General features: G+C 74.6%; 25 protein-coding genes. 11 read left to right on the top strand and 14 right to left on the bottom strand.

What is annotated here, in order from left to right:
* Nucleotides 1-20 precede the first annotated feature (20 nt).
* Complete coding sequence (locus ACIGW4_RS06060) at nucleotides 21-470, top strand: Lrp/AsnC family transcriptional regulator (protein ID WP_123458959.1); 450 nt, start codon at nucleotides 21-23, stop codon at nucleotides 468-470.
* Here ACIGW4_RS06060 and ACIGW4_RS06055 read toward each other — a convergent pair.
* From ACIGW4_RS06055 to ACIGW4_RS06045, 3 genes are all read right to left on the bottom strand, one after another.
* Nucleotides 460-3,498: an AAA family ATPase gene (locus ACIGW4_RS06055; protein WP_399578772.1), complete on the bottom strand. Its 3,039-nt coding sequence runs from the start codon at nucleotides 3,496-3,498 to the stop codon at nucleotides 460-462. The genes ACIGW4_RS06060 and ACIGW4_RS06055 overlap by 11 nt on opposite strands.
* Nucleotides 3,495-4,670 (bottom strand): exonuclease SbcCD subunit D, encoded by a 1,176-nt coding sequence (locus ACIGW4_RS06050; protein WP_399578769.1) that lies wholly within the window; start codon nucleotides 4,668-4,670, stop codon nucleotides 3,495-3,497. Before ACIGW4_RS06050 ends, ACIGW4_RS06055 begins: the two co-directional genes overlap by 4 nt.
* Before the next feature lie 205 nt (nucleotides 4,671-4,875).
* Entirely contained in the window at nucleotides 4,876-5,502 is a 627-nt protein-coding gene (locus tag ACIGW4_RS06045; RefSeq protein ID WP_123458758.1) for a YigZ family protein, read from the bottom strand.
* Between the two features lie 177 nt (nucleotides 5,503-5,679).
* On the opposite strand from ACIGW4_RS06045, the gene ACIGW4_RS06040 reads away from it, so the two are divergent.
* Entirely contained in the window at nucleotides 5,680-6,120 is a 441-nt protein-coding gene (locus tag ACIGW4_RS06040; protein ID WP_123458759.1) for a CoA-binding protein, read from the top strand.
* A 31-nt stretch (nucleotides 6,121-6,151) separates the two neighbouring features.
* Here ACIGW4_RS06040 and ACIGW4_RS06035 read toward each other — a convergent pair whose 3' ends face one another.
* Together ACIGW4_RS06035 and ACIGW4_RS06030 are read right to left on the bottom strand one after the other, a co-directional pair.
* A complete protein-coding gene (locus tag ACIGW4_RS06035; RefSeq protein WP_399578767.1) occupies nucleotides 6,152-6,745 on the bottom strand; it encodes a YbaK/EbsC family protein in 594 nt (197 codons plus the stop codon).
* A 92-nt stretch (nucleotides 6,746-6,837) separates the two neighbouring features.
* Nucleotides 6,838-7,410, bottom strand: coding sequence for a helix-turn-helix domain-containing protein (locus ACIGW4_RS06030; protein ID WP_123458761.1), 573 nt, complete (start codon nucleotides 7,408-7,410; stop codon nucleotides 6,838-6,840).
* 117 nt (nucleotides 7,411-7,527) lie between these two features.
* Here ACIGW4_RS06030 and ACIGW4_RS06025 point away from each other — a divergent pair, with 117 nt between their 5' ends.
* On the top strand, nucleotides 7,528-8,391 hold the full coding sequence (locus ACIGW4_RS06025; RefSeq protein ID WP_399578764.1) for an EamA family transporter: 864 nt from the start codon (nucleotides 7,528-7,530) through the stop codon (nucleotides 8,389-8,391).
* Nucleotides 8,392-8,481: 90 nt separating this feature from the next.
* Here ACIGW4_RS06025 and ACIGW4_RS06020 read toward each other — a convergent pair whose 3' ends face one another.
* Nucleotides 8,482-9,249, bottom strand: coding sequence for an acyltransferase (locus tag ACIGW4_RS06020; protein WP_398711028.1), 768 nt, complete (start codon nucleotides 9,247-9,249; stop codon nucleotides 8,482-8,484).
* 147 nt (nucleotides 9,250-9,396) lie between these two features.
* Between ACIGW4_RS06020 and ACIGW4_RS06015 the strand changes: the two genes are divergently transcribed.
* The gene (locus tag ACIGW4_RS06015) at nucleotides 9,397-9,924 is read left to right on the top strand and encodes a gamma carbonic anhydrase family protein (protein ID WP_123458764.1); all 528 of its coding nucleotides are present in this window, start codon (nucleotides 9,397-9,399) and stop codon (nucleotides 9,922-9,924) included.
* A gap of 70 nt (nucleotides 9,925-9,994) precedes the next feature.
* Here ACIGW4_RS06015 and ACIGW4_RS06010 read toward each other — a convergent pair whose 3' ends face one another.
* Nucleotides 9,995-10,648, bottom strand: a complete 654-nt coding sequence (locus ACIGW4_RS06010) for a DedA family protein (protein WP_123458765.1) — start codon at nucleotides 10,646-10,648, stop codon at nucleotides 9,995-9,997.
* Nucleotides 10,649-10,823: 175 nt separating this feature from the next.
* Nucleotides 10,824-11,276 carry a DUF4442 domain-containing protein gene (locus ACIGW4_RS06005; protein WP_359589526.1) on the bottom strand — a complete coding sequence of 151 codons (453 nt, stop codon included), beginning with the start codon at nucleotides 11,274-11,276 and terminating at the stop codon, nucleotides 10,824-10,826.
* A gap of 106 nt (nucleotides 11,277-11,382) precedes the next feature.
* Here ACIGW4_RS06005 and ACIGW4_RS06000 point away from each other — a divergent pair, with 106 nt between their 5' ends.
* Both ACIGW4_RS06000 and ACIGW4_RS05995 read left to right on the top strand, forming a co-directional pair.
* Nucleotides 11,383-12,501, top strand: a complete 1,119-nt coding sequence (locus ACIGW4_RS06000) for a hypothetical protein (protein WP_123458767.1) — start codon at nucleotides 11,383-11,385, stop codon at nucleotides 12,499-12,501.
* Between the two features lie 228 nt (nucleotides 12,502-12,729).
* Entirely contained in the window at nucleotides 12,730-14,067 is a 1,338-nt protein-coding gene (locus ACIGW4_RS05995; protein ID WP_399578761.1) for an MFS transporter, read from the top strand.
* Here the strand turns inward: ACIGW4_RS05995 and ACIGW4_RS05990 are convergent.
* The 3 genes from ACIGW4_RS05990 to ACIGW4_RS05980 all read right to left on the bottom strand — a co-directional run bounded on the left by ACIGW4_RS05990 (nucleotide 14,029) and on the right by ACIGW4_RS05980 (nucleotide 16,627).
* Entirely contained in the window at nucleotides 14,029-14,874 is an 846-nt protein-coding gene (locus tag ACIGW4_RS05990; protein ID WP_399578758.1) for a spermidine synthase, read from the bottom strand. The two genes, ACIGW4_RS05995 and ACIGW4_RS05990, sit on opposite strands and share 39 nt — an antisense overlap.
* A gap of 133 nt (nucleotides 14,875-15,007) precedes the next feature.
* The gene (locus ACIGW4_RS05985; RefSeq protein ID WP_399578756.1) at nucleotides 15,008-15,877 is read right to left on the bottom strand and encodes a patatin-like phospholipase family protein; all 870 of its coding nucleotides are present in this window, start codon (nucleotides 15,875-15,877) and stop codon (nucleotides 15,008-15,010) included.
* A 48-nt stretch (nucleotides 15,878-15,925) separates the two neighbouring features.
* Entirely contained in the window at nucleotides 15,926-16,627 is a 702-nt protein-coding gene (locus tag ACIGW4_RS05980) for a DNA alkylation repair protein (RefSeq protein WP_399578754.1), read from the bottom strand.
* 208 nt (nucleotides 16,628-16,835) lie between these two features.
* Here ACIGW4_RS05980 and ACIGW4_RS05975 point away from each other — a divergent pair, with 208 nt between their 5' ends.
* Nucleotides 16,836-17,591: a TVP38/TMEM64 family protein gene (locus ACIGW4_RS05975; protein ID WP_123458771.1), complete on the top strand. Its 756-nt coding sequence runs from the start codon at nucleotides 16,836-16,838 to the stop codon at nucleotides 17,589-17,591.
* Between the two features lie 104 nt (nucleotides 17,592-17,695).
* Complete coding sequence (locus tag ACIGW4_RS05970) at nucleotides 17,696-18,571, top strand: undecaprenyl-diphosphate phosphatase (RefSeq protein ID WP_399578751.1); 876 nt, start codon at nucleotides 17,696-17,698, stop codon at nucleotides 18,569-18,571.
* 5 nt (nucleotides 18,572-18,576) lie between these two features.
* On the opposite strand, the gene ACIGW4_RS05965 is transcribed toward ACIGW4_RS05970, so the two are convergent.
* Nucleotides 18,577-19,170, bottom strand: coding sequence for a flavin reductase family protein (locus tag ACIGW4_RS05965; RefSeq protein WP_123458961.1), 594 nt, complete (start codon nucleotides 19,168-19,170; stop codon nucleotides 18,577-18,579).
* A gap of 116 nt (nucleotides 19,171-19,286) precedes the next feature.
* On the opposite strand from ACIGW4_RS05965, the gene ACIGW4_RS05960 reads away from it, so the two are divergent.
* Entirely contained in the window at nucleotides 19,287-19,730 is a 444-nt protein-coding gene (locus ACIGW4_RS05960; RefSeq protein ID WP_398711032.1) for a nuclear transport factor 2 family protein, read from the top strand.
* Nucleotides 19,731-19,737: 7 nt separating this feature from the next.
* Here ACIGW4_RS05960 and ACIGW4_RS05955 read toward each other — a convergent pair whose 3' ends face one another.
* Together ACIGW4_RS05955 and ACIGW4_RS05950 are read right to left on the bottom strand one after the other, a co-directional pair.
* Complete coding sequence (locus ACIGW4_RS05955; protein ID WP_399578748.1) at nucleotides 19,738-20,643, bottom strand: Gfo/Idh/MocA family protein; 906 nt, start codon at nucleotides 20,641-20,643, stop codon at nucleotides 19,738-19,740.
* 60 nt (nucleotides 20,644-20,703) lie between these two features.
* On the bottom strand, nucleotides 20,704-21,933 hold the full coding sequence (locus ACIGW4_RS05950; RefSeq protein WP_399578745.1) for an FAD-dependent monooxygenase: 1,230 nt from the start codon (nucleotides 21,931-21,933) through the stop codon (nucleotides 20,704-20,706).
* 109 nt (nucleotides 21,934-22,042) lie between these two features.
* Here ACIGW4_RS05950 and ACIGW4_RS05945 point away from each other — a divergent pair, with 109 nt between their 5' ends.
* Nucleotides 22,043-22,660 carry a TetR/AcrR family transcriptional regulator gene (locus ACIGW4_RS05945; RefSeq protein WP_399578743.1) on the top strand — a complete coding sequence of 206 codons (618 nt, stop codon included), beginning with the start codon at nucleotides 22,043-22,045 and terminating at the stop codon, nucleotides 22,658-22,660.
* 95 nt (nucleotides 22,661-22,755) lie between these two features.
* Nucleotides 22,756-23,292, top strand: a complete 537-nt coding sequence (locus ACIGW4_RS05940; protein ID WP_398711035.1) for a DinB family protein — start codon at nucleotides 22,756-22,758, stop codon at nucleotides 23,290-23,292.
* The last annotated feature ends 539 nt before the right edge of the window (nucleotides 23,293-23,831 follow it).

Genomic DNA, 23,831 nt, shown 5'->3' with positions numbered 1-23,831 from the left:
TCCCCTGCACGCTCTCCTCCATGAGCACCGCATACACCCCGGACGCCACCGACTGGCGCATCCTCGAAGCGCTCCAGTCCGAGGGCCGCGCCAGCTTCGCCGAACTCGCCCGCGCCGTGTCGATGTCGCCGTCCGCGGTGACCGAACGGGTGCGGCGCCTGGAGGACGCCGGAGTGATCACGGGATACACGGCGATCGTCGACCAGGACCGTCTGGGCCTGCCCATCCTCGCCTTCGTACGGCTGCGCTACCCGCACGGCAACTACAAGCCCTTCCACGACCTGCTCGACACCACGCCCGAGGTCCTGGAGGCCCACCACGTCACCGGCGACGACTGCTTCGTCCTCAAGGTCGCGGCCCGCTCCATGAAGCACCTGGAGGGGATCACCGGGAAGGTCGCCACGCTCGGCGCGGTGACCACCAGCATCGTCTACTCCTCGCCGCTGCCCCGGCGCTCCCTCAGCCGCTGAGCGCGTCCCCTCCGGTGCGCAGCCGCACCGCCGAACCCTGCCGTCCCTTGACGACCTCCAGCTGGGCCGGGATCCGGCGGCGCAGGTCGCCGACGTGGCTGACGATGCCGACGCTGCGGTCCCGCTCGCGCAGCGAGTCGAGGACGTCGAGGACCTCGTCGAGCGTCTGCTCGTCGAGGCTGCCGAAGCCCTCGTCGATGAAGAGGGTGTCGAGCCTGACGCCGCCGGCCTCGTCGGTGACGACGTCGGCGAGGCCGAGGGCGAGCGCGAGCGAGGCGAAGAAGGTCTCGCCGCCGGAGAGGGTGGCCGTGTCGCGTTCGTTGCCGGTCCAGGCGTCGACGACGTGCAGTCCGAGGCCGGACCGCTTGCCGCCGGAGCGCGCGTCGGAGTGGACGAGGGTGTAGCGGCCCGAGGACATGCGCTGGAGGCGGGCGCTCGCGGCGGCGGCGACCTGTTCGAGCCGGGCGGCGAGCACGTACGACTCCAGGCGCATCCGGCGCTCGTTCTCCGCGGAGGTGCCGGCGGTGAGGGCGGCGAGCCGGGCCACCCGGTCGTACTCCTCGCGCAGCGGCCCGAGGCGGCGGACCTCGGTGACGGCCTGCCGGGAGAGCCCGGCGAGTCCGGCGACCCGCTCGCGGGCGGCGGCCAGGGCGGAGTCGGCCTCGCGGAGGGCGCGTTCGGCCGCCGTGTGCGCGGCCGCGGCGGCGGCGGGGTCGGCGGGCGGCCGGGCGGCGGCCTCGGCCGTGCCGGGCTCGGCGAGCCGGTCCGCGACGGCGGCGGCCTCGGCCCGCCAGGCGTCCACGCGGTGCTGGAGGTCGCGGCGCTCGCCCTCGCCGAGGAGGGCGCCGGCGGCCTCGGCCGGGGTGGCGAAGCCCGCCCGGTAGGCGGCGTCGGCGAGCCGGTCGTCGGCCTCCTTGAGGCGCTGGGCGGCGAGTTCGGCGGCGCGTACGGCTCCGGCGGCGTCGACCAGGAGGGCGATCCGCCGCTCCAGGCGGGTGGCGTGTTCGGCCACGCTGGCGAACGCGCCGCGTCCCCGGGCGAGTTCCTCGTCGAGCGCGGCCTGCTCCCGCTCCAGCGCCTCCCGGCGCGAGGTCCGCGCGGCGACCCGCCGCTCGGCCTCGCGCTGCGCGCCCACCCGCTCCTCGTGCTCCCGCTCGGCCCGGTCCAGCGCCTCGCGCGCGCCGTGCGTCTGTCCGGCGAGGGCGTGCGCCTCGGCGTGCAGCCGGGCCAACTCATCGACCTCCCGGGCCAGTTCGCCCACCTCGGGATCGGACGCACCGGGTTGGGTGCCCGTCAGGACCTCCGTACGGGCCGCGGACCAGGACTCGCGGGTGACGGCGAGTTCGCGCTCGGCGGCCGTGCGGGCCTCCTCGGCGCGGGTGTAGGCCGCGTAGGCGGCGTCCTCCGTGGCACGGTCGACGTGGCCGGCGGTGGTGCGGGCGGGGGCCGGGTGGTCGGTGGAGCCGCAGACCTGGCAGGGGTCGCCCGGGGTGAGGGCGGCCGCGAGTTCGGCGGCGATGCCCTCCAGACGGCGGGACTTGACGTCGAGCCAGCTCTCGTGGGCCGCGTTGCGCCGCTCGCGGGCCTCCGCGAGGCGCGTCTCGGCCGCCCGGGCGGCCTGGGCGAGGGAGTCGCGGCGGCGGGCCGCGGCGAGCCTGCGGCGGGCTGGCTCCAGGCGGCCCGCGAGGTGTTCGGCGCGGGCGGCGGCGTCGCGAGCGGCCTCGACGCGTTCGGCGAGGGCCGTGCGGCGCGCCTCCCAGCCGGCGAGCCAGTCCGCCGCGTCCCGGAGGGCGTCCTCGTCGGCGCGCGCCTCCCGGGCGAGTACGAAGCGTTCCTCGGCGACGGCGGCCGCGCGGCGCTCGGCGCGGCGGGCCGCGTCGAGGCCGCCGAGCTCCTCGCGCAGCCGGTGTTCGAGGGCGGAGAGGTGTTCGGCTCCGGCCTCGGCGAGGTCGGGGGGCAGCAGGGCGCGGGCGCGCTCCCGGGCGGTGTGCGCGGCGGCGTGCTCGCGCTCGGCGTCGCGGCGCAGGCCGAGGGCGGGGGCCACCCGGTCGGCCTTGAGGCCCCGGTCGAGGGCGTCCTGGAGGCGGTCGCGCTCGGGGACCTGCTCGGTGAGCCGCTCACGGCGCCGGAGGGCGTCGGCGTGCCGGGCCTGCCGGGCGGCGAGGTCGTTCTCCGCGTCGAGGGCGGCGCGGGCGGCGTCCCGGGCTGCCTCGGCGGCGTTGAGGCGCACGTCCGCGACGTCGAGGGCCTCACGCGCCTCGGTGCGGGCGACGGCGGCCCAGGTGAGGACGGAGTCGGCGAGTCCGGGGTCGCCCGGCCGGCCCTCGACGGGGGTGCGGGCGGCGTCGAGGCCGCCGGCGGCCTGGGTCATGCGGTGGGCCAGGGCGAGCAGCCGCGCGTCCCCGTCCTCGACCTGCTCCTTGGCGGTGCGGCGCAGTTCGGCGAGGCGTTCCTCGACGGCGGCGAAGCGGCGGGTGTCGAAGAGGCGGCCGAGGAGCTTGCCCCGGGCCTCGGCGTCGGCGCGCAGGAAACGGGCGAAGTCGCCCTGCGGCAGGAGGACGACCTGGCAGAACTGCTCGCGGCTCATGCCGAGGAGCTGGGTGATCTCCTCGCCGATCTCCTGGTGGGAGCGGCTGAGGCCGGCCCACTCGCCGGTGGCGGGGTCGTACTCGCGGAGCCAGGTCTGGGCCTTCTCGGTGGTGAAGCCGCCGCCGCGCTTCTTGGGCCGCTGCTGGGCGGGGCGGCGGGTGATCTCCAGGCGCCGGTCCCCCACGGTCAGTTCGAGGAGGACCTCGGTGTACGTGCCGAGGGGGGCGTGGTCGCTGCGCAGGGAGCCGCCGGGGGTCTGGCGGACGCCGGGCACGCTTCCGTACAGGGCGAAGCAGACGGCGTCGAGGACGGAGGTCTTGCCGGCGCCGGTCGGTCCGTGGAGGAGGAAGAGCCCGGCGGAGGACAGGGCGTCGAAGTCGATCCGCTGCGTGGTGCCGAACGGGCCGAAGGCGGTGATCTCCAGGCGGTGCAGCCTCACCGGCCCACCTCTCGCTCGGCCGTGTCGACGCGGACGTCGTCGAAGGCGCCGTACAGGACCGCCCGTTCGGCGCCGTCGAGGGCGCCGCCGCGCACATGGGCCACGAAGTCCTCCGCGATCTGCTGGTCGCTGCGGTCCCGGAGCCTTCGGGCGTAGGAGGCGCCGGGGTCGTCCGCGGTGCGCTCGGGGTCGAAGACCAGGTTGAGGGTGTGCGGGAAGCGTTCGGTGAGCCGGGCCATGGGATCGGAGGGTCGCACGGGGTCGGTGAGGGTGGCCTCGACCCAGGACTGTTCGTGCGGGGTGAGCGCGGCGTCGGCGAGGAGGTCGTCGAGCCGTCCGCGGATGCGGGCGAGGGGGCGCGGGACGGGGCAGTCGAGGCGTGCGTCGCCGATGATCGCCCCGTCGGGACCGCCGGGGCCCAGGTCGATCAGCCACATGCTCTTGCGGTGGTCGGCCTCGGAGAACGAGTAGGCGAGGGGGGAGCCGGAGTAGCGGACGCTCGGGGTGAGGGTCTGGCTGCCGTGGAGGTGGCCGAGGGCGACGTAGTCGACGCCGTCGAAGATCCCGGCGGGGACGGCGGCGACGCCGCCGACCGTGATGTCCCGCTCGCTGTCGCTCGGCGCGCCGCCCGCGACGAAGGCGTGGGCGACGACGACGGAGCGGGTGCCGGCGGGCCGGCGGGCGAGGTCGGCGCGGACCCGGTCCATGGCGGCGGTGAGGACGGCCTCGTGGCCGCCCTTCTCGGCGCCGAGCCGCTCGCGGACGAGCACGGGTTCGAGGTAGGGCAGTCCGTAGAGGGCGACCTCGCCGTGGGCGTCGGAGAGGACGACGGGGGTGCCGATGCCGTCGGGGTCGGTACGGAGGTGGATGCCGGCCCGCTCGATGAGTCCGGCGCCGACGCCGAGCCGCCGGGCGGAGTCGTGGTTGCCCGAGATCATGACGGTGGGCACCCCGGCCTCGGCGAGGCGGTGCAGCGCGGTGTCGAAGAGCTCGACGGCGGGCAGCGGGGGCACGGCCCGGTCGTAGACGTCCCCGGCGACGAGGACGACGTCCACGTCGTGCGCGTGGACGGTCGCCACGAGGTGGTCGAGGAAGGCGGCCTGGGCGTCGAGGAGGCCGACGCGGTGGAAGGACCGGCCGAGATGCCAGTCCGAGGTGTGCAGGAGCCTCACGATGCCGCCCCACCCCGCATGTGCCCTGCCCCTCGCCGCCGGTTCCCGTTCGTGTGCGCGCACCACGCTATCCCGAGCGGGAGTGTGGGTGTGGCCCGTCCGCGGGGGCACGTGCGAGCGGGCGCGCCCCGGGGTCCGGCCGTACCGCGTCCCGTACGGGGCGCCACTGACGCCCCGTCACGTGAGGCGCGTCACGTGTGACGTCTCACGCGTCGCCGTACGCCTCGCCGCCGAGTTCGAAGGAGGCCGTGCCGGCCGTGGCGTCGGCGAGCCAGCCGCGGAAGGCGGGCACGTCCGCGTCCGGAAGGCCGATCTCGATCGTGACGGCGTCGGCGTACCGCACCTCGCGGACGGCGCGGCCGGTGGCCCGCAGGTCGTTCTCCAGCTTGCCCGCGCGCTGGTGGTCGACGGTGACGGTGGCGAGCCGGAAGCGCTGCCGGGTGACGGTGCCGAGGGCGTCGAGCGCTTCGCCGACCACTCCGCCGTACGCGCGGATCAGGCCGCCCGCGCCCAGTTTCACGCCGCCGTAGTAGCGGGTGACGACGGCGACGACGTACCGCATCTCGCGGCGCAGCAGCATCTGGAGCATGGGGACGCCGGCCGTGCCGCCGGGCTCGCCGTCGTCGCTCGCCTTCTGCACGGAGGCGTCGGCGCCGAGGACGTACGCGAAGCAGTTGTGGCTGGCGGTCGGGTGCTCCCTGCGGATCCGCGCGACGAACTCCTGCGCCTCGCGCTCGTCGGCGACGGGCGCGAGCGCGCAGAGGAAGCGCGAGCGGTTGATCTCGGTCTCGTGCACACCCTCGCGGGCCAAGGTGCGGTACTGCTCCTGCATCCGACCAGCCTACGGGCCGTCCGGCCGGGCGCTTCCGGCCCCCTCCCGGCGGGGCCGGTCCTCCGGGAGGCCCCCAGGGGGAATCTCAGGGCCGCCAAGGAGCGCGTACGGGAATCACGGCCCGGCGCGGTCCGTTCTCCTCACGGACGGACCGCACGACGAGAGGCAGCAGAAGCGATGAGCACAGAGACCACGGCCACGGACCCCGCCGCGTACTCCGCGTCGGAGACGGTGCGGCGGATCCTGACGTCCACGGGCGACACCTGGGCGGTGGTCGGCCTCTCGTCGAACCGGTCCCGTGCCGCGTACGGGGTGGCGGCCGTCCTCCAGCGCTTCGGCAAGCGGATCGTCCCGGTGCACCCGAAGGCGGAGACGGTCCACGGCGAGCAGGGGTACGCCTCGCTGGCCGACATCCCGTTCCCGGTCGACGTCGTGGACGTCTTCGTGAACAGCGAGCTGGCGGGGGCCGTCGCCGACGAGGCCGTCGCGATCGGCGCCAAGGCGGTCTGGTTCCAGCTGGGCGTCGTCGACGACGAGGCGTTCGCCCGGACCCGCGAGGCGGGCCTCGACATGGTCATGGACCGCTGCCCCGCGATCGAGATACCGCGCCTGGGCTGAACCCCGCGGCGTTCCGGTCCCGGCCGCGTCCTCAACCCCTGTCGGGTCCCCCGCCGGGTCCTCGGCCGACGGGGACGCCGAGGCCCTCCAGGACGACGGCGCCGGGGAGTTGGGCGAAGGCCTTGCCGGGGAGGATGAGCTTGCCCCGGCGGCGGCCGCTGCCGACGAGGACCCACTCGGTGTCGACGACGGCGGCGTCGACGAGCAGCGGCCAGTCGGCGGGGAGGCCGAGCGGGGTGATCCCGCCGTACTCCATGCCGGTCTCGCCGGTCGCGGTGTCCATCGGCGCGAACGAGGCCTTGCGGGCGCCGAGGTGCTTGCGGACGAGGCCGTTGACGTCCACGCGGGCCGCCGACTTCACGAGGCACGCGGCGAGGGTGGTCGTCTCCCCGCGCCTGCCCGCGACGACCACGCAGTTGGCGCAGGCGTCGAGGAGTTCGGGCCCGTGGTGCTCCACGAAGACGGCCGTGTCGGCGATGGCCGGGTCGGTGTCCACGTACAGCACCCGGTCGGCCGGGACGGGTCCGGCCCAGGCGCGGACGGCGGCGGCGACGGGGCCGGTCAGGAGGTCGAGGCAGTCGGGGGCGGGTCGGGCGTCGTCGAAGTCTCCGATGGGTGCGCGCATGCGCCTCACGCTGACAACCGCCGCCCGGCTCGGGGGCGTCCGTCTCGGCCTACGGGCGGCGGGGACCGGGCCCCGGCCCCGCGGCCGGGGCGTCAGCGTACGGGCGGGATGGAGACGGCCATCGTCATCTCGACCGGCTCGTCGCCGTCGTTGCGGTAGGTGTGCGCGACGTTCGCCTCGAAGACGGCGGAGGTGCCGGCGGGCAGCGGGTGGTCCTCGCCGTCCACGACCAGGGTGAGCGTGCCGGCGGTGACGTGCAGCAGCTCGACCGTGCCCTCCGGGTGCGGGTCGGAGGCGGTGCCGTCGCCGGGCATGAGGGTCCAGGACCAGAGCTCCAGCGGGCCGCGGGCCTCCGTGCCGACCAGGAGGGTGGTGTGGCTGCCGGTGGAGGTGGACCACATCCGGACGGCCTGGCCGGGCGGGACGAGCCGGACCTGGGGGCCCTGCTCGTAGTCGAGGAGCGTCGTGATGGAGACGCCGAGGGCGTCGGCCAGCTTCACGGTGGTGCCGACGCTGGGGTTGGTCCGGGCCTGCTCGATCTGGATGATCATGCCGCGGCTGACGCCGGCGCGTGCGGCGAGCGCGTCCAGGGTGAATCCCCGCTCCTTGCGCCAGCGCTTCAGGTTCCGGGCGAGCGACTGCGTGAGCTGGTCGAGGTCCGACACATTCCGTCCAATATTCTGGATGACAGAGTTCAATGAACTGAACTACGGTGGGGTGCACCCGATTGTTCACTGCACTGTACTGCCGCACGCCACCGCCGCACGCCCTTGCGAGGATCCATGACCGCCCTGTTCGCCCTGGCCACCAGCCTCCTCTGGGGCCTCGCCGACTTCGGGGGCGGACTCCTCACCCGCCGGATCCCCGCCCTCACCGTCGTCGTGGTCTCCCAGGCCCTCGCGGTCCTCGTCCTGGGCACGATCGTCCTCGCGACCGGCGCCTGGAGCGAGGCGGGACCCCAGCTCTGGTACGCGGTCGGGGCGGGCGTCGTCGGCCCGGCGGCGATGCTCGCCTTCTACAAGGCGCTCGCGCTCGGCCCCATGGGCGTGGTCTCCCCGCTCGGCTCCCTCGGCGTCGTCGTCCCCGTCTCCGTCGGCCTGCTCGTCGGCGACCGGCCGGGGCTGCTCCAGTTCGCCGGCATCGGCGTGGCGATCCTCGGCGTGGTGCTCGCGGGCGGGCCGGAGCTGCGCGGGGCGCCCGTCCAGCGCCAGGCGGTCCTGCTGACCCTGGTCGCCGCCTTCGGCTTCGGTTCGGTGATGGCCCTCATCGCCGAGGCGTCCACGACCGTCACGGGCCTGTTCCTCGCCCTGTTCGTCCAGCGCGTCACCAACGTCCTGGTCGGCGGCGGAGCCCTGTACGCCTCGGTGCGCCGCGGCGGGCGCGCGCTCCCCGAGGGCGGGCCCCGGGCAGTCGGCGCCGCGCTCCCGGCCCTCGCCTTCGTGGGCCTCGCGGACGTCGCCGCCAACGGGACGTACGCGATGGCCGCGCAGCAGGGGCCGGTCACCGTCGCCGCCGTCCTCGCCAGCCTCTACCCGGTCGTCACGGCCCTCGCGGCCCGCGGCGTCCTCAAGGAACGCCTCCGCGCCGTCCAGGCCGCGGGCGCGGGCCTCGCCCTGGTGGGCACGGTCCTGCTCGCCACGGGTTAGGTCCCGTCTTTCGACTACGGGTCAGGACCCGTCTTTCCGCCACGGGTCGGGGCCCGCCTTTCGGCTACGGGTGAGAGGCTTCCCTTCGGCTCACGACGGCACGGACTCGGAGCTGCCCGCGCGCTGGGCCTCCCAGACCGCCAGCGCCGCGAGCTGCTCCGGGGTGACGTGCTCCGGGATCGGGGTCGGGGCGGGGGTGCGGAGCGGGGGCTGCCAGCCGTTCTCCGGGTCCCAGCTGCGGACGACCTTCGCCGGGGCGCCCGCCACGACCGAGTGGTCCGGGACCTCGCCGCGCACCACCGCGCCCGCCGCGACGACGACGTTGCGGCCGAGGCGCGCGCCGGGAAGGACCACGGCGCCCGTGCCGAGCCAGCAGCCGGGGCCTATGGAGACGGGTTCCGAGCGGGGCCACTGGCGACCGACGGGCTCGTCCGGGTCGTCGTAGCTGTGGTTGGTCGAGGTGATGTAGACGTAGGGGCCGCAGTACGTGTCCGAGCCGATCGTCACCTTCGCGTCGGCGATGACGTGACTGCCCCGCCCGAGGACGACCCCGTCCCCCAGGGTCAGGACCGTGTCGGCCCCGAGGTCGAGGTCCGGCAGCATCCCCGCCGTCAGCGTGACCTGCTCGGCGATGATGCAGCACTCGCCGATCTCGATCCACGGCTCGCCGAAGACCGTGCCCTGCGGGAAGGCGAGCCGGGTGCCCGCGCCGAGGCGGCGGAAGCGCAGCTTCCCGGGATGCTCGGCGGTGACGGAGCCGGCCTGCTGCACCCAGCGCCAGCCGCCCTGTACGGCACGGGCGAGGAGCCTGCGCCGCCAGGCGGCGAGGGATGAGAACGTGTTTCTGTTCCTGGGCACCCGGCCACCGTAGTCGGAGCCGTCGTACCTGATCAGTGCGGTGCGCTGTGATGTCCGTCATGAGCACGGCATAGGCTGCGCCCGGGGGCACCCCCGGGCGTGACACGACGGCTGACGATCCCAGGATCCGACGATCAGGAGCGAACCATGACAGAGGCGTTGATCAAGGGAGTGGGCGGCAAGGAGCCGCGGATCGACCCGACCGCCTTCACCGCCCCGACCTCCGTGGTGCTCGGCGAGGTCACGCTCGGCGCCCGCGCCGGCATCTGGTACCACGCGGTGCTGCGGGCGGACTGCGGTCCGATCGCGATCGGCGAGGACTCCAACGTGCAGGACAACTGCACGGTCCACGTCGACCCCGGCTTCCCCGTCTCGATCGGGGACCGGGTGACCGTCGGCCACAACGCGACCGTGCACGGCTGCGTCATCGAGGACGACGTGCTCGTCGGCATGGGCGCGACCGTCCTCAACGGGGCCCGGATCGGCGCCGGCTCGCTCGTCGCCGCCCAGGCGCTCGTCCCGCAGGGGATGGAGGTCCCGCCGGGCTCGCTGGTCGCGGGGGTCCCGGCGAAGGTGCGCCGTCCGCTGACCGACGAGGAGAAGGCGGGGATCCGGCTGAACGCCGAGATGTACCTGCACCTCGCCAAGGTCCACGCCGAGGCCTTCGAGGACTGAGCCCGGGCACGACGGAGGGCGGCACCCGTCCGGGGTGCCGCCCTCCGTTCCGTACGCGTGCGGTCCGCGCTCAGTCCGTCGCGGGGACCGGCTCCGGCTCCGCGGCCTCGGCCCGCTGCGCCGCCGCCTTCCTGGCGCGGTTCCTGACGACCAGCATCGAGGCGACGCCGATCAGCACGGCGAGGACGAGGCCCAGCCAGGAGAAGCGCTTGAGCCAGGCCTCGGCGACGACGCCGACCGTGTAGATGACGGCCGTGGTGCCGCCGGCCCACAGGATGCCGCCGAGGACGTTGGCGACGAGGAACTTCCAGTACGGCATCTTCAGCACGCCGGCGAGCGGGCCCGCGAAGATGCGGAGGAGGGCGATGAAGCGGCCGAAGAAGACCGCCCACATGCCCCACTTCTGGAAGGAGCTCTCGGCGAGCCCGATGTTGGCCTCGCTGAAGTGCTTGGGGAACTTCCCGCCCAGCCAGGCGAGCAGCGGCCGCCCGCCCCTGCGGCCGATCGCGTAGCCGATCGAGTCGCCGACGATCGCGCCGGCGGTGGCGCAGGCGCCGAGGACGTACGGGTTGATGTCGCCGTGCTGCGAGGCGAGCAGCGCCGAGCTCACGAGAACGATCTCGCCGGGGAGCGGGATGCCCAGGCTCTCCAGCCCGATCACCGCCGCCACAAGGACGTAGACGGCGACCGCGGGGATCGTCTCCAGCCACTCCTGGACGTGCAACGCGCTTCCTCCCGTATCGGCTGCTCAGCTGCTCGATGGCCCGGACACACCTCGACGGGCACGCCGTCGAAGCCTACCCCGGCCGGTGGGACGGGGCCCTCGGTGAGCGCCGCCCCCCCATACGGACGCCCCCGCACCCCGGAGGGTTGCGAGGGCGGCGCGCGGCGGCCGGAGATCAGGCGTTGGGGCGCAGGGTCCAGACGACGGTCATCTCGCCGGTCACGGCGCCGTCCTCACGGGTGATGTCGATCCGGACGGGGAACTCCGGTCGCTGTCCGGCGTCGAGTTCGGCGACGACCTCGGCGGCGGGGCGGCCGAGGGTGGCGGTGGCCGTGACGACGCCCATGGCCAGCTTCTTGTAGCCGATCTCGGCCTTGACGGCGAGCGGGACCGCGCGGCCCAGCTGGTCGCCGAAGGCGGCGAGCACGATGGCGCCGCTGGCGGACTCGGCGAGGGTGAACATCGCTCCGGCGTGCGGGCCGCCGAGGTGGTTGTGGTAGGCGGGCTGGTCCGGGAGGCGCACGACGGCGCGCTCGGCGGTGGTCTCCAGGAACTCCAGGTTCAGGGTTCCGGCCATGGGGACCGTGGCGGCGAGCATCTCGCCGACGGACATCTGGTCTGCGCTCATGGGCCGTGATGTTACCCACCAGTAGCAGCCTTGGCCATCCCCTGATCGTGCCCGGCCCGGGGGCGGGCGTGGTCGAGCGGCCCCCGCACCTCTATGGTTACTGGCCATGTGGCCAGGACAGCAGCCGCCCGGGGGCGAGCAGAACCCGCAGGACCAGAGTCAGAACCCCTACCAGCAGTCGGGGTACCAGCAGCCGAACCCGTATCAGCAGCCGCCGACCCAGCCCGGGTATCCGCAGCAGCCGCAGACGCAGCCCGGCTATCCGCAGCAACCGCCGACCCAGCCGGGCCACCCGCAGCAGGGGTACGCCCAGCAGCCGGGCTACCCCAACCCGTACCAGCAGCCGACCGTGCCGCAGCAGTACGCGGTGCCCGGCCCCGGACAGCCCGGCGGGCCCGACGACGGGAAGAAGAAGCAGACGACGATCGTGGCGATCGTCGCCGCCACCGCCGTGGTCGTCGCGGCCGGCGTCACCGGTTTCCTCGTGCTCGGCAAGGACGACGAGAAGAACGTCGCCGAGGACCCCAAGCCGTCCGTCACCGCCACCGCCTCCGCGGACCCCTCGTCCGCCCCGGCGCCCACCCCGAGCCAGTCGATCGCCAACCCGCGCGACGGCGCGGCGCAGCAGCCGACGATCCCCGGCTGGAAGGTCGTCTACAACCCGAAGTACGGCACCCTCTTCGACGTCCCGCCGGAGTGGGAGGTGCACAAGCCGGGCTCGATCACCTTCTTCGAGGACGAGAAGAAGGGCGGCGGCCTTCCGCTGGTCACGATGTCCAGCCCCACCAGCCTCAAGACCAAGTGGTGCACCTACGACACCGACAAGAACGGCACCGAGGAGACCTGGAGCCTGGCCACCGCCGGCACCAAGGGCGGTCAGGGCGCCAAGGACACGGCGGCCGCCGCGCGCGGCGAGGCCGGTACGTGGGTGTGGGGCGGCTACGCGCAGCACATGCCGCAGAGCACGATCAAGATCACCAAGCCCGTGCCATACACCACGAAGTCCGGACTCGCCGGCAGCCTGGCCACCGCCACGGCGCCGGGCGTCAAGAAGCGCAACAAGTGCGAGACGGACGGCAAGTCCTACGCCTTCACCTTCAAGAACGCGGCGGGCGACTTCTCGACCTGGGTGCTCTACGGGGCCGACGGCGTCAAGGACGAGCTGCCCGACGCCACGATCCGGCAGATCCTCTCCACGGTCCGGCTCGCCCCCTCCGGGTCCTGACCGTCCGTCCGTCCGACCGTCGGGGCCACCGTGCCGGCCCCGGCGGACGGCTACCGGGGGCCGACGGACCCCCTGACAGCGGACGGCTCCCGGAGCCCGACGGGCCTCCCGAACATCGAACAGCTCCCGGGGCCGACGGGGCTCCCGAACATCGAACAGCTCCCGGGGCCGACGGGGCTCCCGGATATCCGGTTGGCAGCACGGGGAGGAGCCGGGGATAGTCCCGGAGTGACATCACCCGCCGCCTCCCCCCACCGGACGCCGTCCCGCTCCCGCCGCCCCGAGTGGGCCGGCCGCAACTACCTCCTGCTCACCGCCGCCACCATCGTCACCAACCTCGGCACGCACGGCGCGCTGATCGCCACGACCTGGGCGGTCTTCGAGGCCGGGGGCGACGCCGGCGACGTGGGCCTGGTGGCCATGGCGCGTTTCGCGCCGCTGGTCCTCTTCCTGCTCATCGGCGGCGCGGTGGCCGACCGGCTGCCCCGGCACCGGGTGATGGTCGCCGCCAACGCCCTCAACTGCGTCTCGCAGGCCGCCTTCGCCGTCCTCGTGCTCTCCGGCGAGGCCCGCGTCTGGCAGATGATGACGCTCACCGCGCTCTGCGGTACCGGCCAGGCCTTCTTCAACCCGGCGGCCGAGGGCATGCTCATGTCCAGCGTCAGCGGGGAGCAGGCGAGCCGTGCCTTCGCCGTCTTCCGGATGGCGATGCACGGCGCCGCCATCGGCGGCGCGGCGCTCGGCGGCGCGCTCGTCGCCTTCGTCGGACCGGGCTGGGTCCTCGCGATCGACGCCGTCGCCTTCGCCGTCGCGGGCGGCCTGCGCGCCTTCCTCGACGTGAGCGGCATCCCGGACCGCGCGCCCGGCGGCGGACTCTTCGCCGATCTGCGGGAGGGCTGGCGGGAGTTCGTCGGCCGGCCCTGGCTGTGGTCGATCGTCGCGCAGTTCTCGGTGGTGGTGGGCCTGATCGGCGCGGTCGAGTCGGTGTACGGACCGCTGGTCGCCCGGGACGAGTTGGGCGGCTCGCGCCCCTGGGGCATCGCGCTCGCCGCGTACGGGGCGGGAACGGTCGCGGGCGCCGTCCTGATGACCCGGTGGAAACCGCGCCGGATGCTCTTCGTCGGGACCCTGTGCGTCTTCCCGATCGCCCTGCCCTCCGCCGCGCTCGCCGTGCCGCTGGACGCGGCCGGCCTGACGGCGGCGATGTTCGTCAGCGGGGTGGCGATCGAGGTCTTCGGCGTCTCCTGGATGACGACCATGCACCAGGAGATCCCGGAGGAGAAGCTGTCCCGGGTCTCCGCGTACGACTGGTTCGGCTCGACGGCGCTGCTTCCGCTGTCCACGGCCCTGGCGGGCCCGGCGGAGAGCGCGTTCGGCCGGAGCGAGGCGCTGTGGGGCGCGGCGGCGCTGATGACCGTCGTCACCGCGCTCGTCCTTCTGGTGCCGGACGTACGGAACCTGACGCGCCGCCCGCACACGAAGGAGGTCGCGGGCGGCCCCGCCCCGGAAGCACCCGCCCCCGGCGCCTCAGCCGATACCGAAGGCGCCCTCCGGAGGAACGGGTGACGGAACGGCCCCGGCGTCGAGGACCGGTTCCGCGCCGCCGGTGAACCGGTCGAGCGTCTCCCCGTGCTCCACACGCGCGGGGAAGGCGTCGGCCGCCGCGCGCCGCGCGAGACGGGCGGTGTCGATCTCCTCCCCGGAGGCGACGAGCACCGCGTTCCCGAAGCGGCGGCCGCGCAGCACCGCGGGCTCCGCGACGAGCGCCAGTTCGGGGAAGACGAGGGCGAAGGTGGCGAGCTGGGAGCGGAGGAAGGCGAAGGGCGCGCCGTCGGCCAGATTGGCGGCGTAGAGACCACCGGGCCGCAGGACGCGCCGGACCTCGCGCGCGTACTCGACGGAGGTGAGGTGCGCGGGCACGCGCGAGCCGCCGAAGACGTCGCCCACGATCAGATCGACCGAGGCGTCCGGCGCCGCCTCCAGCCAGGCGCGGGCGTCCGCCGCGTGCACGGTGGTCCCCGAGCCCTCGGGCAGCGGCAGGTGCTCCTCGACCAGGGCGAGCAGGCCCCGGTCGGCCTCGACGACGTCCTGGCGGGAGCCGGGCCGGGTGACGGCGACGTACCTGGGCAGCGAGAGCGCCCCGCCGCCCAGGTGGAGGACGTCGAGGGGCGCCCCGGGCTCGGCGGCGCCGTCGACGACATGGGCGAGGCGCCGCGCGTACTCGAACTCCAGGTACGCCGGATCGTCCAGGTCGACGTACGACTGGGGCGAGCCGTCGACCGTCAGGAGCCAGGCCCGCTCCCGGTCCACGTCGGGCATGAGGCGTGCGGTGCCCTGATCGACCTCGCGGATGACGGGGATGTGCTCGTTCACGCTCTCATTGTCACCCGGTCGGAGGACGGCGACGGCCAGGCGCCGCCCGGCCCGTCCGGTCTGCTGCCCGCCCGTCACCTGGTCCGCTCACGCCCCGGCCCGGCCGTCCTCCGGCTCGTCGCCCGGTCCGCCGTCACCCCGTCCAGACGACGGCGACGGCCTCGGTGTGGGAGGCGGCCTGGGCGCGTCCGGCGCGGGCCGCGGCGGCCCGGTGTGCGGGGTCCAGCGCGTCGCGCCCGATCGCCTTGCGGGAGGCCTCGTCGGGGGTGATCACCTCGACGCGCGCCCCGGCGGCGGCGAGGTCGGCGCCCTGCCGGGCCGGGGAGAGCACGACCTTGCTGCCCCGGGCGCTGGGGGCGACGACGACCACCCGGTCGTAGCCGGCGGCGAGGTGGGCGTTGGCCGTGGAGTGGATGCCGCCGTCGATCCAGCGGCGCCCGTCGATCGTGGCCGGGGGCCAGACGCCGGGGATGGCACAGCTCGCGGTGACGGCGTCGGTCAGCGGGACGCCGCTGTCCTCGTCGTACGCGGCGAGTTCACCGGTCCCGGCGTCGACCGCGGTGATCAGCAGCGGCCGCGCGGGCCAGTCGGCGGCCCGGCCGAGCCGCCGGGCGACGGTCGCGCGGCGGTCCGTCTCGGCCACCGTGGGGGCGGCGAGGGCGAGCCGGCCGAGCCTGCGCCCGTACTCCTCGGGGGTCCGGGAGCGGAGGACGGCGAGGGCGTACCGGAGGATCATCGGGAGCCCGAGCCGGGCGGCGGACTCGGTGGCCTGCCCGTCGAGCTGCTCCTCGTACAGGGCGTCGAGCCCGCCCGGCCCGGAGGCGATCCGCGCCCCCACGACGGCCCCCGCGGAGCTCCCGACGATCAGATCGGCGGTGGTCAGATCGATCCCGGCGTCGAGGAGCCCGCGCAGCACCCCGGCCTCCCACCCCGCTCCGACGAGCCCTCCGGCCCCCAGGACCAGTGCCGTCCGCTTCCCCGCCTGCTTCCCCGTCTGCGTCATGTGCCAAGTCTGGCGCAGGAGTTGATCAAGCCCGTGGCCGGGGTGGGGTCAGAGGTTCTTGAGGGCCTCGCGGACGGAGAGGGGGGAGAGCCGGGAGCCGTGGGCCGTGACGAAGGCGCGGACCTCGGCGGGGGACGTCTTGCCGTACTCGCGCAGGCTCCAGCCGATGGCCTTGCGGAGGAAGAAGTCGGGGTGGGCCGAGCGGCGCAGGCAGTGGGCGAAGAGCCGGTCCGCGTCGGTGGCGTCCTTGAAGCGCAGCTGGTGGAGGAGGGCGGTGCGGGCGACCCACAGGTCCTCGTCGTCGATCCACACGTCCATCTCGGCGGCGAGGGCGGGATCGGCCGCGACCAGGCCGCCGACGACGTGGGCGGCGAGGTGGTCGACCGTGTCCCACCAGGAGACGGTGGTGACGAGCCGGCGGGCGACCGGCAGGAAGTCCGAGGAGCAGCGCTTCACGTGCCGGCGCAGGTAGTCGACGGCGAAGTAGTGGTACTCGCGCTCCGGGAGGGCGAAGCAGCGCAGGGCGATCGCCGTGCAGTCGGTCTCGTCGGGCCGCGGGGTGCCGTCGAGGACCGTGCGGGACAGGGCGCGGCGCTCGGGCGTGCGGATGCCGAGGAAGGGGGCCGCGCCCTTCATGTACGCGACCATCTCCTGGGCCCGGAAGGGGTTCCCCGCGGCGGGGTAGACGGCGGTGAGCCGCTCCAGGACGGTGTCGGCGAGAGCGCTCGCGGGTGGCGGGGCGGCGGTCATCGGGGTCTCGCGGGTGGTGGGGTGCCGGTCATGGGGTCCTCTCGGTCACGGCGCGCTCGGGGGTGCGCCGGATGGGGTCGGGCAGCACTGGACGGGTCCGGGGGTACACCGGACGGGTCCGGGGCGCACCCGATGGATCCGAGAGCGCGCCCGGACGGGCATGACGCACATTACGGCGCTCCTACGACAGGTCCGTTACTCTCCCCGAATGCTCGCTCCCGTCCCCCGGCCGCCGGGCTCCCTCGCCGTCCGCCGTTCCCGGGCCCTGCTCTCCCCCCGCTCGCGACTGGCGCTGCTCGCGCTCCTGCTGCTCACGGCCGCCTCCCTCGTGGTCCTCTACCAGCCGCAGCGGATGCTCGCCTCGGGCTGGCCGCCGCACACGAGCGGTGCCGGGGCGGTGCTGCTCTTCGGTCTGGCGTACGGGGTCTGCGCGGCGGCTTTCGTACCGCGTCCGGTGCTCAACCTGGCGGCGGGCGCGCTCTTCGGTGCCGCGGCCGGGCTGACGGGGGCGCTCGCGGGGACGGTGCTCGGCGCGGGGATCGCGTTCACCCTCGGCCGGGTCCTGGGGCAGGACGCGCTGCGGCCGCTGGTGCGGGGCCGCTGGCTGACGGCGGCGGACGGGCAGCTGAGCCGGCACGGGTTCCGTTCGATGCTGGCGATCCGGCTGTTCCCCGGGGTGCCGTTCGCGGCGGCCAACTACTGCGCGGCCGTCTCGCGGATGCGGTACGTCCCCTTCCTGGTCGCGACGGCGCTCGGCTCCCTGCCGAACACGGCGGCGTACGTGGTGGCGGGCGCCCGGGCCGGTTCGCCGGGCTCGCCGGCGTTCCTCTTCTCGGCGGGGTTCATCGTCCTGTCGGGCCTCGGGGCGGCGGTGGTGGCCTGGCGCAAGCGGCACGGCCTGCGGGCAGCCGTCCCGGCTCCGGCCCGGGAGCCCGATCCGGAGCGGGAGCCGGTGCTCCCGTAGGGGGCGTGCGACGACCGGCCTCGCCATGGTCCCGTCATCTTGGGCATGTACGCTGCGCACGACCTTCTGACCGCACACGTACATAACGGGACGGCCCTAGCCCCATGAGTTGGTTCGAATCGTTCATCCTCGGACTCGTCCAGGGGCTGACGGAGTTCCTTCCCATCTCCTCCAGCGCGCACCTCCGTCTCACCGCGGCCTTCGCCGGCTGGCACGACCCGGGTGCGGCCTTCACCGCGATCACCCAGATCGGCACGGAGACGGCGGTCCTGATCTACTTCCGCAAGGACATCGCCCGGATCGTCTCGGCCTGGTTCCGCTCCCTCACGAACAAGGCGATGCGCTCCGACCACGACGCCCAGATGGGCTGGCTGGTGATCGTCGGCTCGATCCCGATCGGCGTCCTCGGCGTCACGCTCAAGGACCAGATCGAGGGCCCCTTCCGCGATCTGCGGATCACGGCGACCACCCTGATCGTGATGGGCATCGTCCTCGGCATCGCCGACCGGCTCGCCGCCCGGGACGAGATAGGCGGCCGGCACCGCGCGATGCGCGAGCGCAAGACGCTCAGGGACCTCGGGGTGAAGGACGGTCTGATCTACGGCGTCTGCCAGGCGATGGCGCTGATCCCGGGCGTCTCCCGCTCGGGCGCGACGATCTCAGGCGGTCTGTTCATGGGCTACACCCGTGAGGCGGCGGCCCGGTACTCCTTCCTGCTCGCCATCCCGGCGGTGCTCGCCTCGGGCGTCTTCGAGCTGAAGGACGCGAGCGAGAGCGGCCATGTCTCCTGGGGTCCGACGATCTTCGCCACGGCCATCGCCTTCGCCGTCGGCTACGCGGTGATCGCGTGGTTCATGAAGTTCATCACCACGAAGTCCTTCATGCCCTTCGTGATCTACCGGATCGCACTCGGCATCCTGCTCATCGTGCTGGTCTCGGCCGGCGTGCTCAGCCCGCACGCCGGCGAGTCCGCGGGCTGAGTCCCTCAGCCCCGGTAGGGCACCCTGGCAATCTCCTCGATGCCGCCCAGGGTGCCCCACTCGTTCTTGCCGAGCCGGGTCAGCGGGCGCATCAGGGTCATCTCGGGGTGGCCGTCGACCATGACGGACTCGTCGACCGCCGCGTGCACGACCCGGCCGAAGACGACCGTGGAGTCGCCGATCCGCAGCGTGCTGTGCAGTTCGCACTCCAGGGCCACCGGCGACTGGGCGACCCGCGGCGGCTTCACCCGCAGGCTCGGCTCCCGCTCGATCCCGCACGCGTCGAACTCGCTCACCCCGCGCGGGAAGTCGGTCGCCGTGGCGTTGATCCGCTCGAAGAGCCCCTCGGGGGCGAGGTTCACCACGAACTCCCCCGTCTCCTCGACGTTGCGGAGCGAGTCCTTGCGCCCGACCGAGGTGAACTGCACGACCGGCGGCGCGACCGAGGAGATGGTGAAGAAGGAGTGCGGGGCGAGGTTGTCGGTGCCGTCGGCGGAGGCCGTGGACACCCAGGCGATCGGCCGGGGCACGACGGTGGCGGTCAGCAGCCGGTAGAAGGAGGTGCGGTCGGTCAGGGCGGGGTCGATGTTCACGCGCATGGCGGCCAGTATGACCGGCGTGCCGGCGACCGCCGCACGGCGGCCGGTCCGGCCCGCGCCCCGACGACCGCCGCACACCCCTTGGCCCCTGGCGTCCGCTGCCCGACACTGAGCCGATGACGCAGCGCGTGGACCTCGCGACCGTGATGGACCGATTCGCCCTCGACGACCTGGTCACCGGCTACGCGGCGGCCGTGGACGAGGGCGACTGGAGCGCCTACCGGGGCCTGTTCACCCCGGACGGCAGGGCCGACTACCGCGGCTCGGGCGGGATCGAGGGGCCGGCGGCGGAGGTCGCGGACTGGCTCGCCGCGACGCTGCCCCTCTTTCCCGTACGCCAGCACCTCATCGTGAACCGGCGGGTGCGGTTCCGGGATCCGGGCGGGTACCCGGAGACCGGGGACCGGGCGGACATCGGCGCCGACTACGTCAACCCGATGCGGTTCGCCACCGGCGAGGACTTCGTCTGCGGCGGGCGCTACGCCTTCGCGGCGCGCCGCACCGCCGACGGCTGGCGGCTCGCCTCGGTCGTCGTCGACGAGCGCTGGCGCCGCGCCTGACGCGTGGTCAGGACGCCTGGGCGAGGGCTTCGCGGACGACGCGCTCGCACAGCTCGTGGGTGAGCAGGGCGTCCCGGGCGCTGAGCACCCGGCCGTCCCGTACCGCGTCGAGGAAGGCGAGGACCGCCTGCTCGATGCCGCGCTGCCGGGCCACGGGCACCCAGTCGCCGCGGCGGCGCACGGTCGGCTGCCCCTTGTGGTCGACGACCTCGGCGAGGTTGAGGACCTGGCGCTTGGTGTCCTGCCCCGAGACCTCCAGGATCTCCTCGGTGGAGCCGTTCATCCGGTTCATCATGCCGATGGCGGTGAACCCGTCGCCGGAGAGCTGGAGCACCACGTGGTGCATGAGCCCCTCGCGGATCCGGGCGCGCACGTCGACGTGCTCGATCTCGCCGGGCAGCAGGAAGCGCAGGGTGTCGACGACGTGGATGAAGTCGTCGAGGACGAGGGTGCGGGGGTCCTCGGGCAGGCCGATCCGGTTCTTCTGGAGGAGGATCAGCTCGCGCGGGTGGTCGAGGCACTGGGCGTAGGAAGGGGCGAGGCGCCGGTTGAAGCCGACGGCGAGGCTGACGGAGCGCTTCTCGGCGAGCTCCACGATCCGCTCGGAGTCGGCGTACTCGTACGCGAGGGGCTTGTCGACGTACGTGGGGACGCCGGCTTCGATCAGCCGGCCGGCGATCTCGGCGTGGGCGGCGGTGGAGGCGTGGACGAAGGCCGCGTCGAGCCCGGCGGAGAGCAGCGAGTCGAGGTCGCGGTGGCGCCGGTCGGCGGGCAGGTGCAGGGTGTCGGCCACCCGCTTCAGGGTCGCCGGGGTGCGGGTATGGAGGTGGAGGTCGACCCCGGGGAGGGTGCCGAGGACGGGGAGGTAGGCCTTCTGCGCGATGTCGCCGAGTCCGATGCAGCCAACCTTCACGGGGTCTCCCTTGTCGTCGTTCGCCGGCCCTGGCCGTAGGGGCCGTTCGCGCCGGTCAGCTTACGCGGGGCGGGTCGCGTCCCCGGGCGAGGGGACCGGGTCGGCGGGCGGGTTCCAGTCGCAGATGCCGTCGAAGCCGCGCAGGGCCAGGCCGGGCCCGAAGCGGGAGACGGCGCCGACGGCCGCGGTGCGGAGTGCGACGGCGGGGCGGGCGGAGAGCATGGTGATCGCGCCGGTGCGGGCGGCCTTGCGGACGATGGCGGTGGTGCGCGGCAGCCGATCGGCGGTGTACGCGGCGAGCGCGCGGCCCGGGACGAGGTCGGGTGCGGTGCGGGCGTGGTGGGCGAGGACGACGGCGTCCTCGACGGCCTGGTTCCCGCCCTGGCCGAGGCTCGGCATCATCGCGTGCGCGGCGTCGCCGAGGAGGGCGACCCTGCCCCGGTGGAAGGCGGGCAGCGGGTCGGGCAGGTGGTGGACGTCGTGCCGCAGGATCCGGTCGGGGGCGACGCCGGCCAGGATCTCGGGGACGGGGTGGTGCCAGCCCCCGAAGAGCCGGAGCAGTTCGGCCTTCTCGTCGTCGGGCGCGTGGGCGCCGGCGGGGGCCACGGCCATGGCGTACGCGTAGACCCGGCCGTCCTTGAGGGGCTGGCTGCCCCACAGCCGGCCGGCGCCCCAGGTCTCGTGCGGGGCGAAGGGCCGGGTGGGCGCGGGGACGACGACCCGCCAGCTGGTGCTGCCGGAGTAGCGGGGGCCGGGGTGGTCGGGGAAGAGCGTCCGGCGGGTCGCCGAGTGGATGCCGTCGGCGGCGACGACGAGTTCGGCCTCGATCTCGCCGCGGCCCGTGGTCCCGGCGTCCGAGAGGGCCAGCCGGGCGGGGCGGTGGTCGTCGCCGGGGTCGGTGACGGTGGCGGTCACGCCCGTGCGGACGACGCCCTCGGGGAGGGCGGAGGTGAGGATGTCGACGAGGGTGGCCCGGTGGAGGAGGACGAGGGGCCCGCCGAAGCGGGCGGCGGCGGCCTTGGCGTCGGTGCGGGAGAGCCAGCGGCCGCCGGGGGTGCGCATGCCGCCGTCGCCCTGCCAGGCGGAGAGCTCGCGGACGCGGTGGCCGAGGCCGATGACGTCGAGGGCGCGCTGGGCGTTGGGGGCGAGGGCGATGCCGGCGCCGACGGGGGCGAGGCAGGTGGCGCGTTCGAGGAGGGTGACCTGCCAGCCGCGCCGGTGCAGGGCGACGGCGGCGGTGAGTCCGCTGATGCCGGCTCCGACGACGACGGCACGGTGCTGCTGTTCCATGGCTGCTCCTCGGTTCGGACGGGCGGGACGAGCTGGGCACTACAGGTGTAGTAAGCCTGCCTCCGCGACGGTACTACAGGTGTAGTCACGCCGGTAGTAGGTTGTCCCCATGACCCGACCCACCGCCGGAACCCCCGCCCCGGAGACCGCCGCCTCCCGCGCCGACCGGATCGGCGACGCCGCGCTCGCCCTCCTCGTGGAGCGCGGGATGCGGGGCCTGACCCACCGCGCCGTGGACGAGCGGGCCGGGCTGCCGCAGGGATCGACCTCCAACCACGCCCGCACCCGCCAGGCCCTCCTGGAGACGGCCGTGCGGCGCCAGGTCCAGCGGGAGGCCGAGGTCCTCACCCCGCACGAGCTGCCCGGCCCGGAGAGCGGCGGCGACGCGCTGGTCGACGCGCTCGCCCTCGCCCTGCACCGCTACCTCACCGACCACCGCTCCCTGCTCGCCTCCCGCTACGAGCTGGCCCTGGAGGCCACCCGCCGCCCCGAGCTGCGCACCTTCTTCGACTCGGCCGGCTCGACGTTCCACACCCCGCTGATCGCGATGATGGCGGCGGCCGGCTCCCCGGAGCCCGAACGGCACGCGCTCTCGCTGATCGCCTGGAGCGAGGGGCTGATGTTCTCCTGCGCGGTGGGCTCCTTCCACGCGGCCGTGCCGAGCCGCGCCGAACTGCGCACCGGCCTCGACGAGTTGCTGCGGGGCATGCTCGGGGACCTCGCCTGAAGCGAGCGGTTCCGGCGGCCCCGTCGCCACCTGCGGCTCCGGCGGCTCCGGCGGCCCACGACGCCCCCTGGCGCCGTCCGCGATCATGGGAGACGATGCCGCCCATGACCACCGAACGCACCGAAACCACCCCGCGCGTCGACCCGTCCACCACCACGGGCGAGCGCGAGGCGCTGGAGCAGTGGCTCGACTTCCACCGCGCGACCCTCGCGATGAAGTGCGAGGGGCTCGACGACGCCCAGCTGCGCACCCCGTCCGCCCCGCCCTCCGACCTCAACCTGCTCGGTCTGGTCCGGCACATGGCCGAGGTCGAGCGCGGCTGGTTCCGCCGCGTCCTGGCCGGCGAGAAGGCGGAGTGGATCTACTCGACGGAGGAGGACCACGACCGGGACATCCACGTCACGGACGAGGACACCTACGAGGAGGCCCACGCCACCTGGCAGGCCGAGATCGCGCACGCGCGCACCCTGGCCGCCGGCCGTGACCTCGACGACCTGGGCGTGGGCGAGCACCGCTCCGGCGAGACCTTCAACCTCCGGTGGATCTACCTCCACATGATCGAGGAGTACGCCCGCCACAACGGCCACGCGGACCTCATCCGCGAGCGCATCGACGGCGCGACCGGGGACTGACCCCGGCCGGGCGGAACCGCTCCGCCCGCACGACCGGTCAAGGCCGGGCCCCGCACGGCTCACCCGTGCGGGGCATTCCCCGCCGGTAGGGGCGCGAAGATCGCGTACGGGCCAGCAGAGTTGCGCGGGTGCATGGAACCCGAACAACAGCGAAGATCCTGGTCGGAGCGGCGGTCGCCGCCCTGGCGGGCTGCGTCTCGGTGGACGCCCCGCCGACGGCGCCCACCCCCGTCCCCGCGCCCGTGGCCGACACCACCCCCGCCCAGGAGGTGGCACCGCAGATCGTCGAGGGCCCGGCCCGCGAGGCCCTCGAAGCGGCGCTCCCCGCTCCCCCGCCGTCCGCCGCGCCCCGCGCGGCACCTCCGGCGGAGCCGCACCGGCGGACGGTGGCGCCGCCCCGCCCGGAGGAGCCGCACCCCTCCTCCGTACCGCGGCAGCGCGAGCGTCCGCGCCCGACGGCCCGGCCGGACCTTCCCGTACCGCCGGAGCTCACGGGGTTACCGGGGAGCCCGTCGGCCGCCCGGGCCGACGTCTGCGGC

The sequence above is a fragment of the Streptomyces sp. NPDC053513 genome, from assembly GCF_044544765.1.
GTDB classification, from domain to species: domain Bacteria; phylum Actinomycetota; class Actinomycetes; order Streptomycetales; family Streptomycetaceae; genus Streptomyces; species Streptomyces litmocidini.
This window is presented reverse-complemented; position numbering and strand designations above follow the sequence as displayed.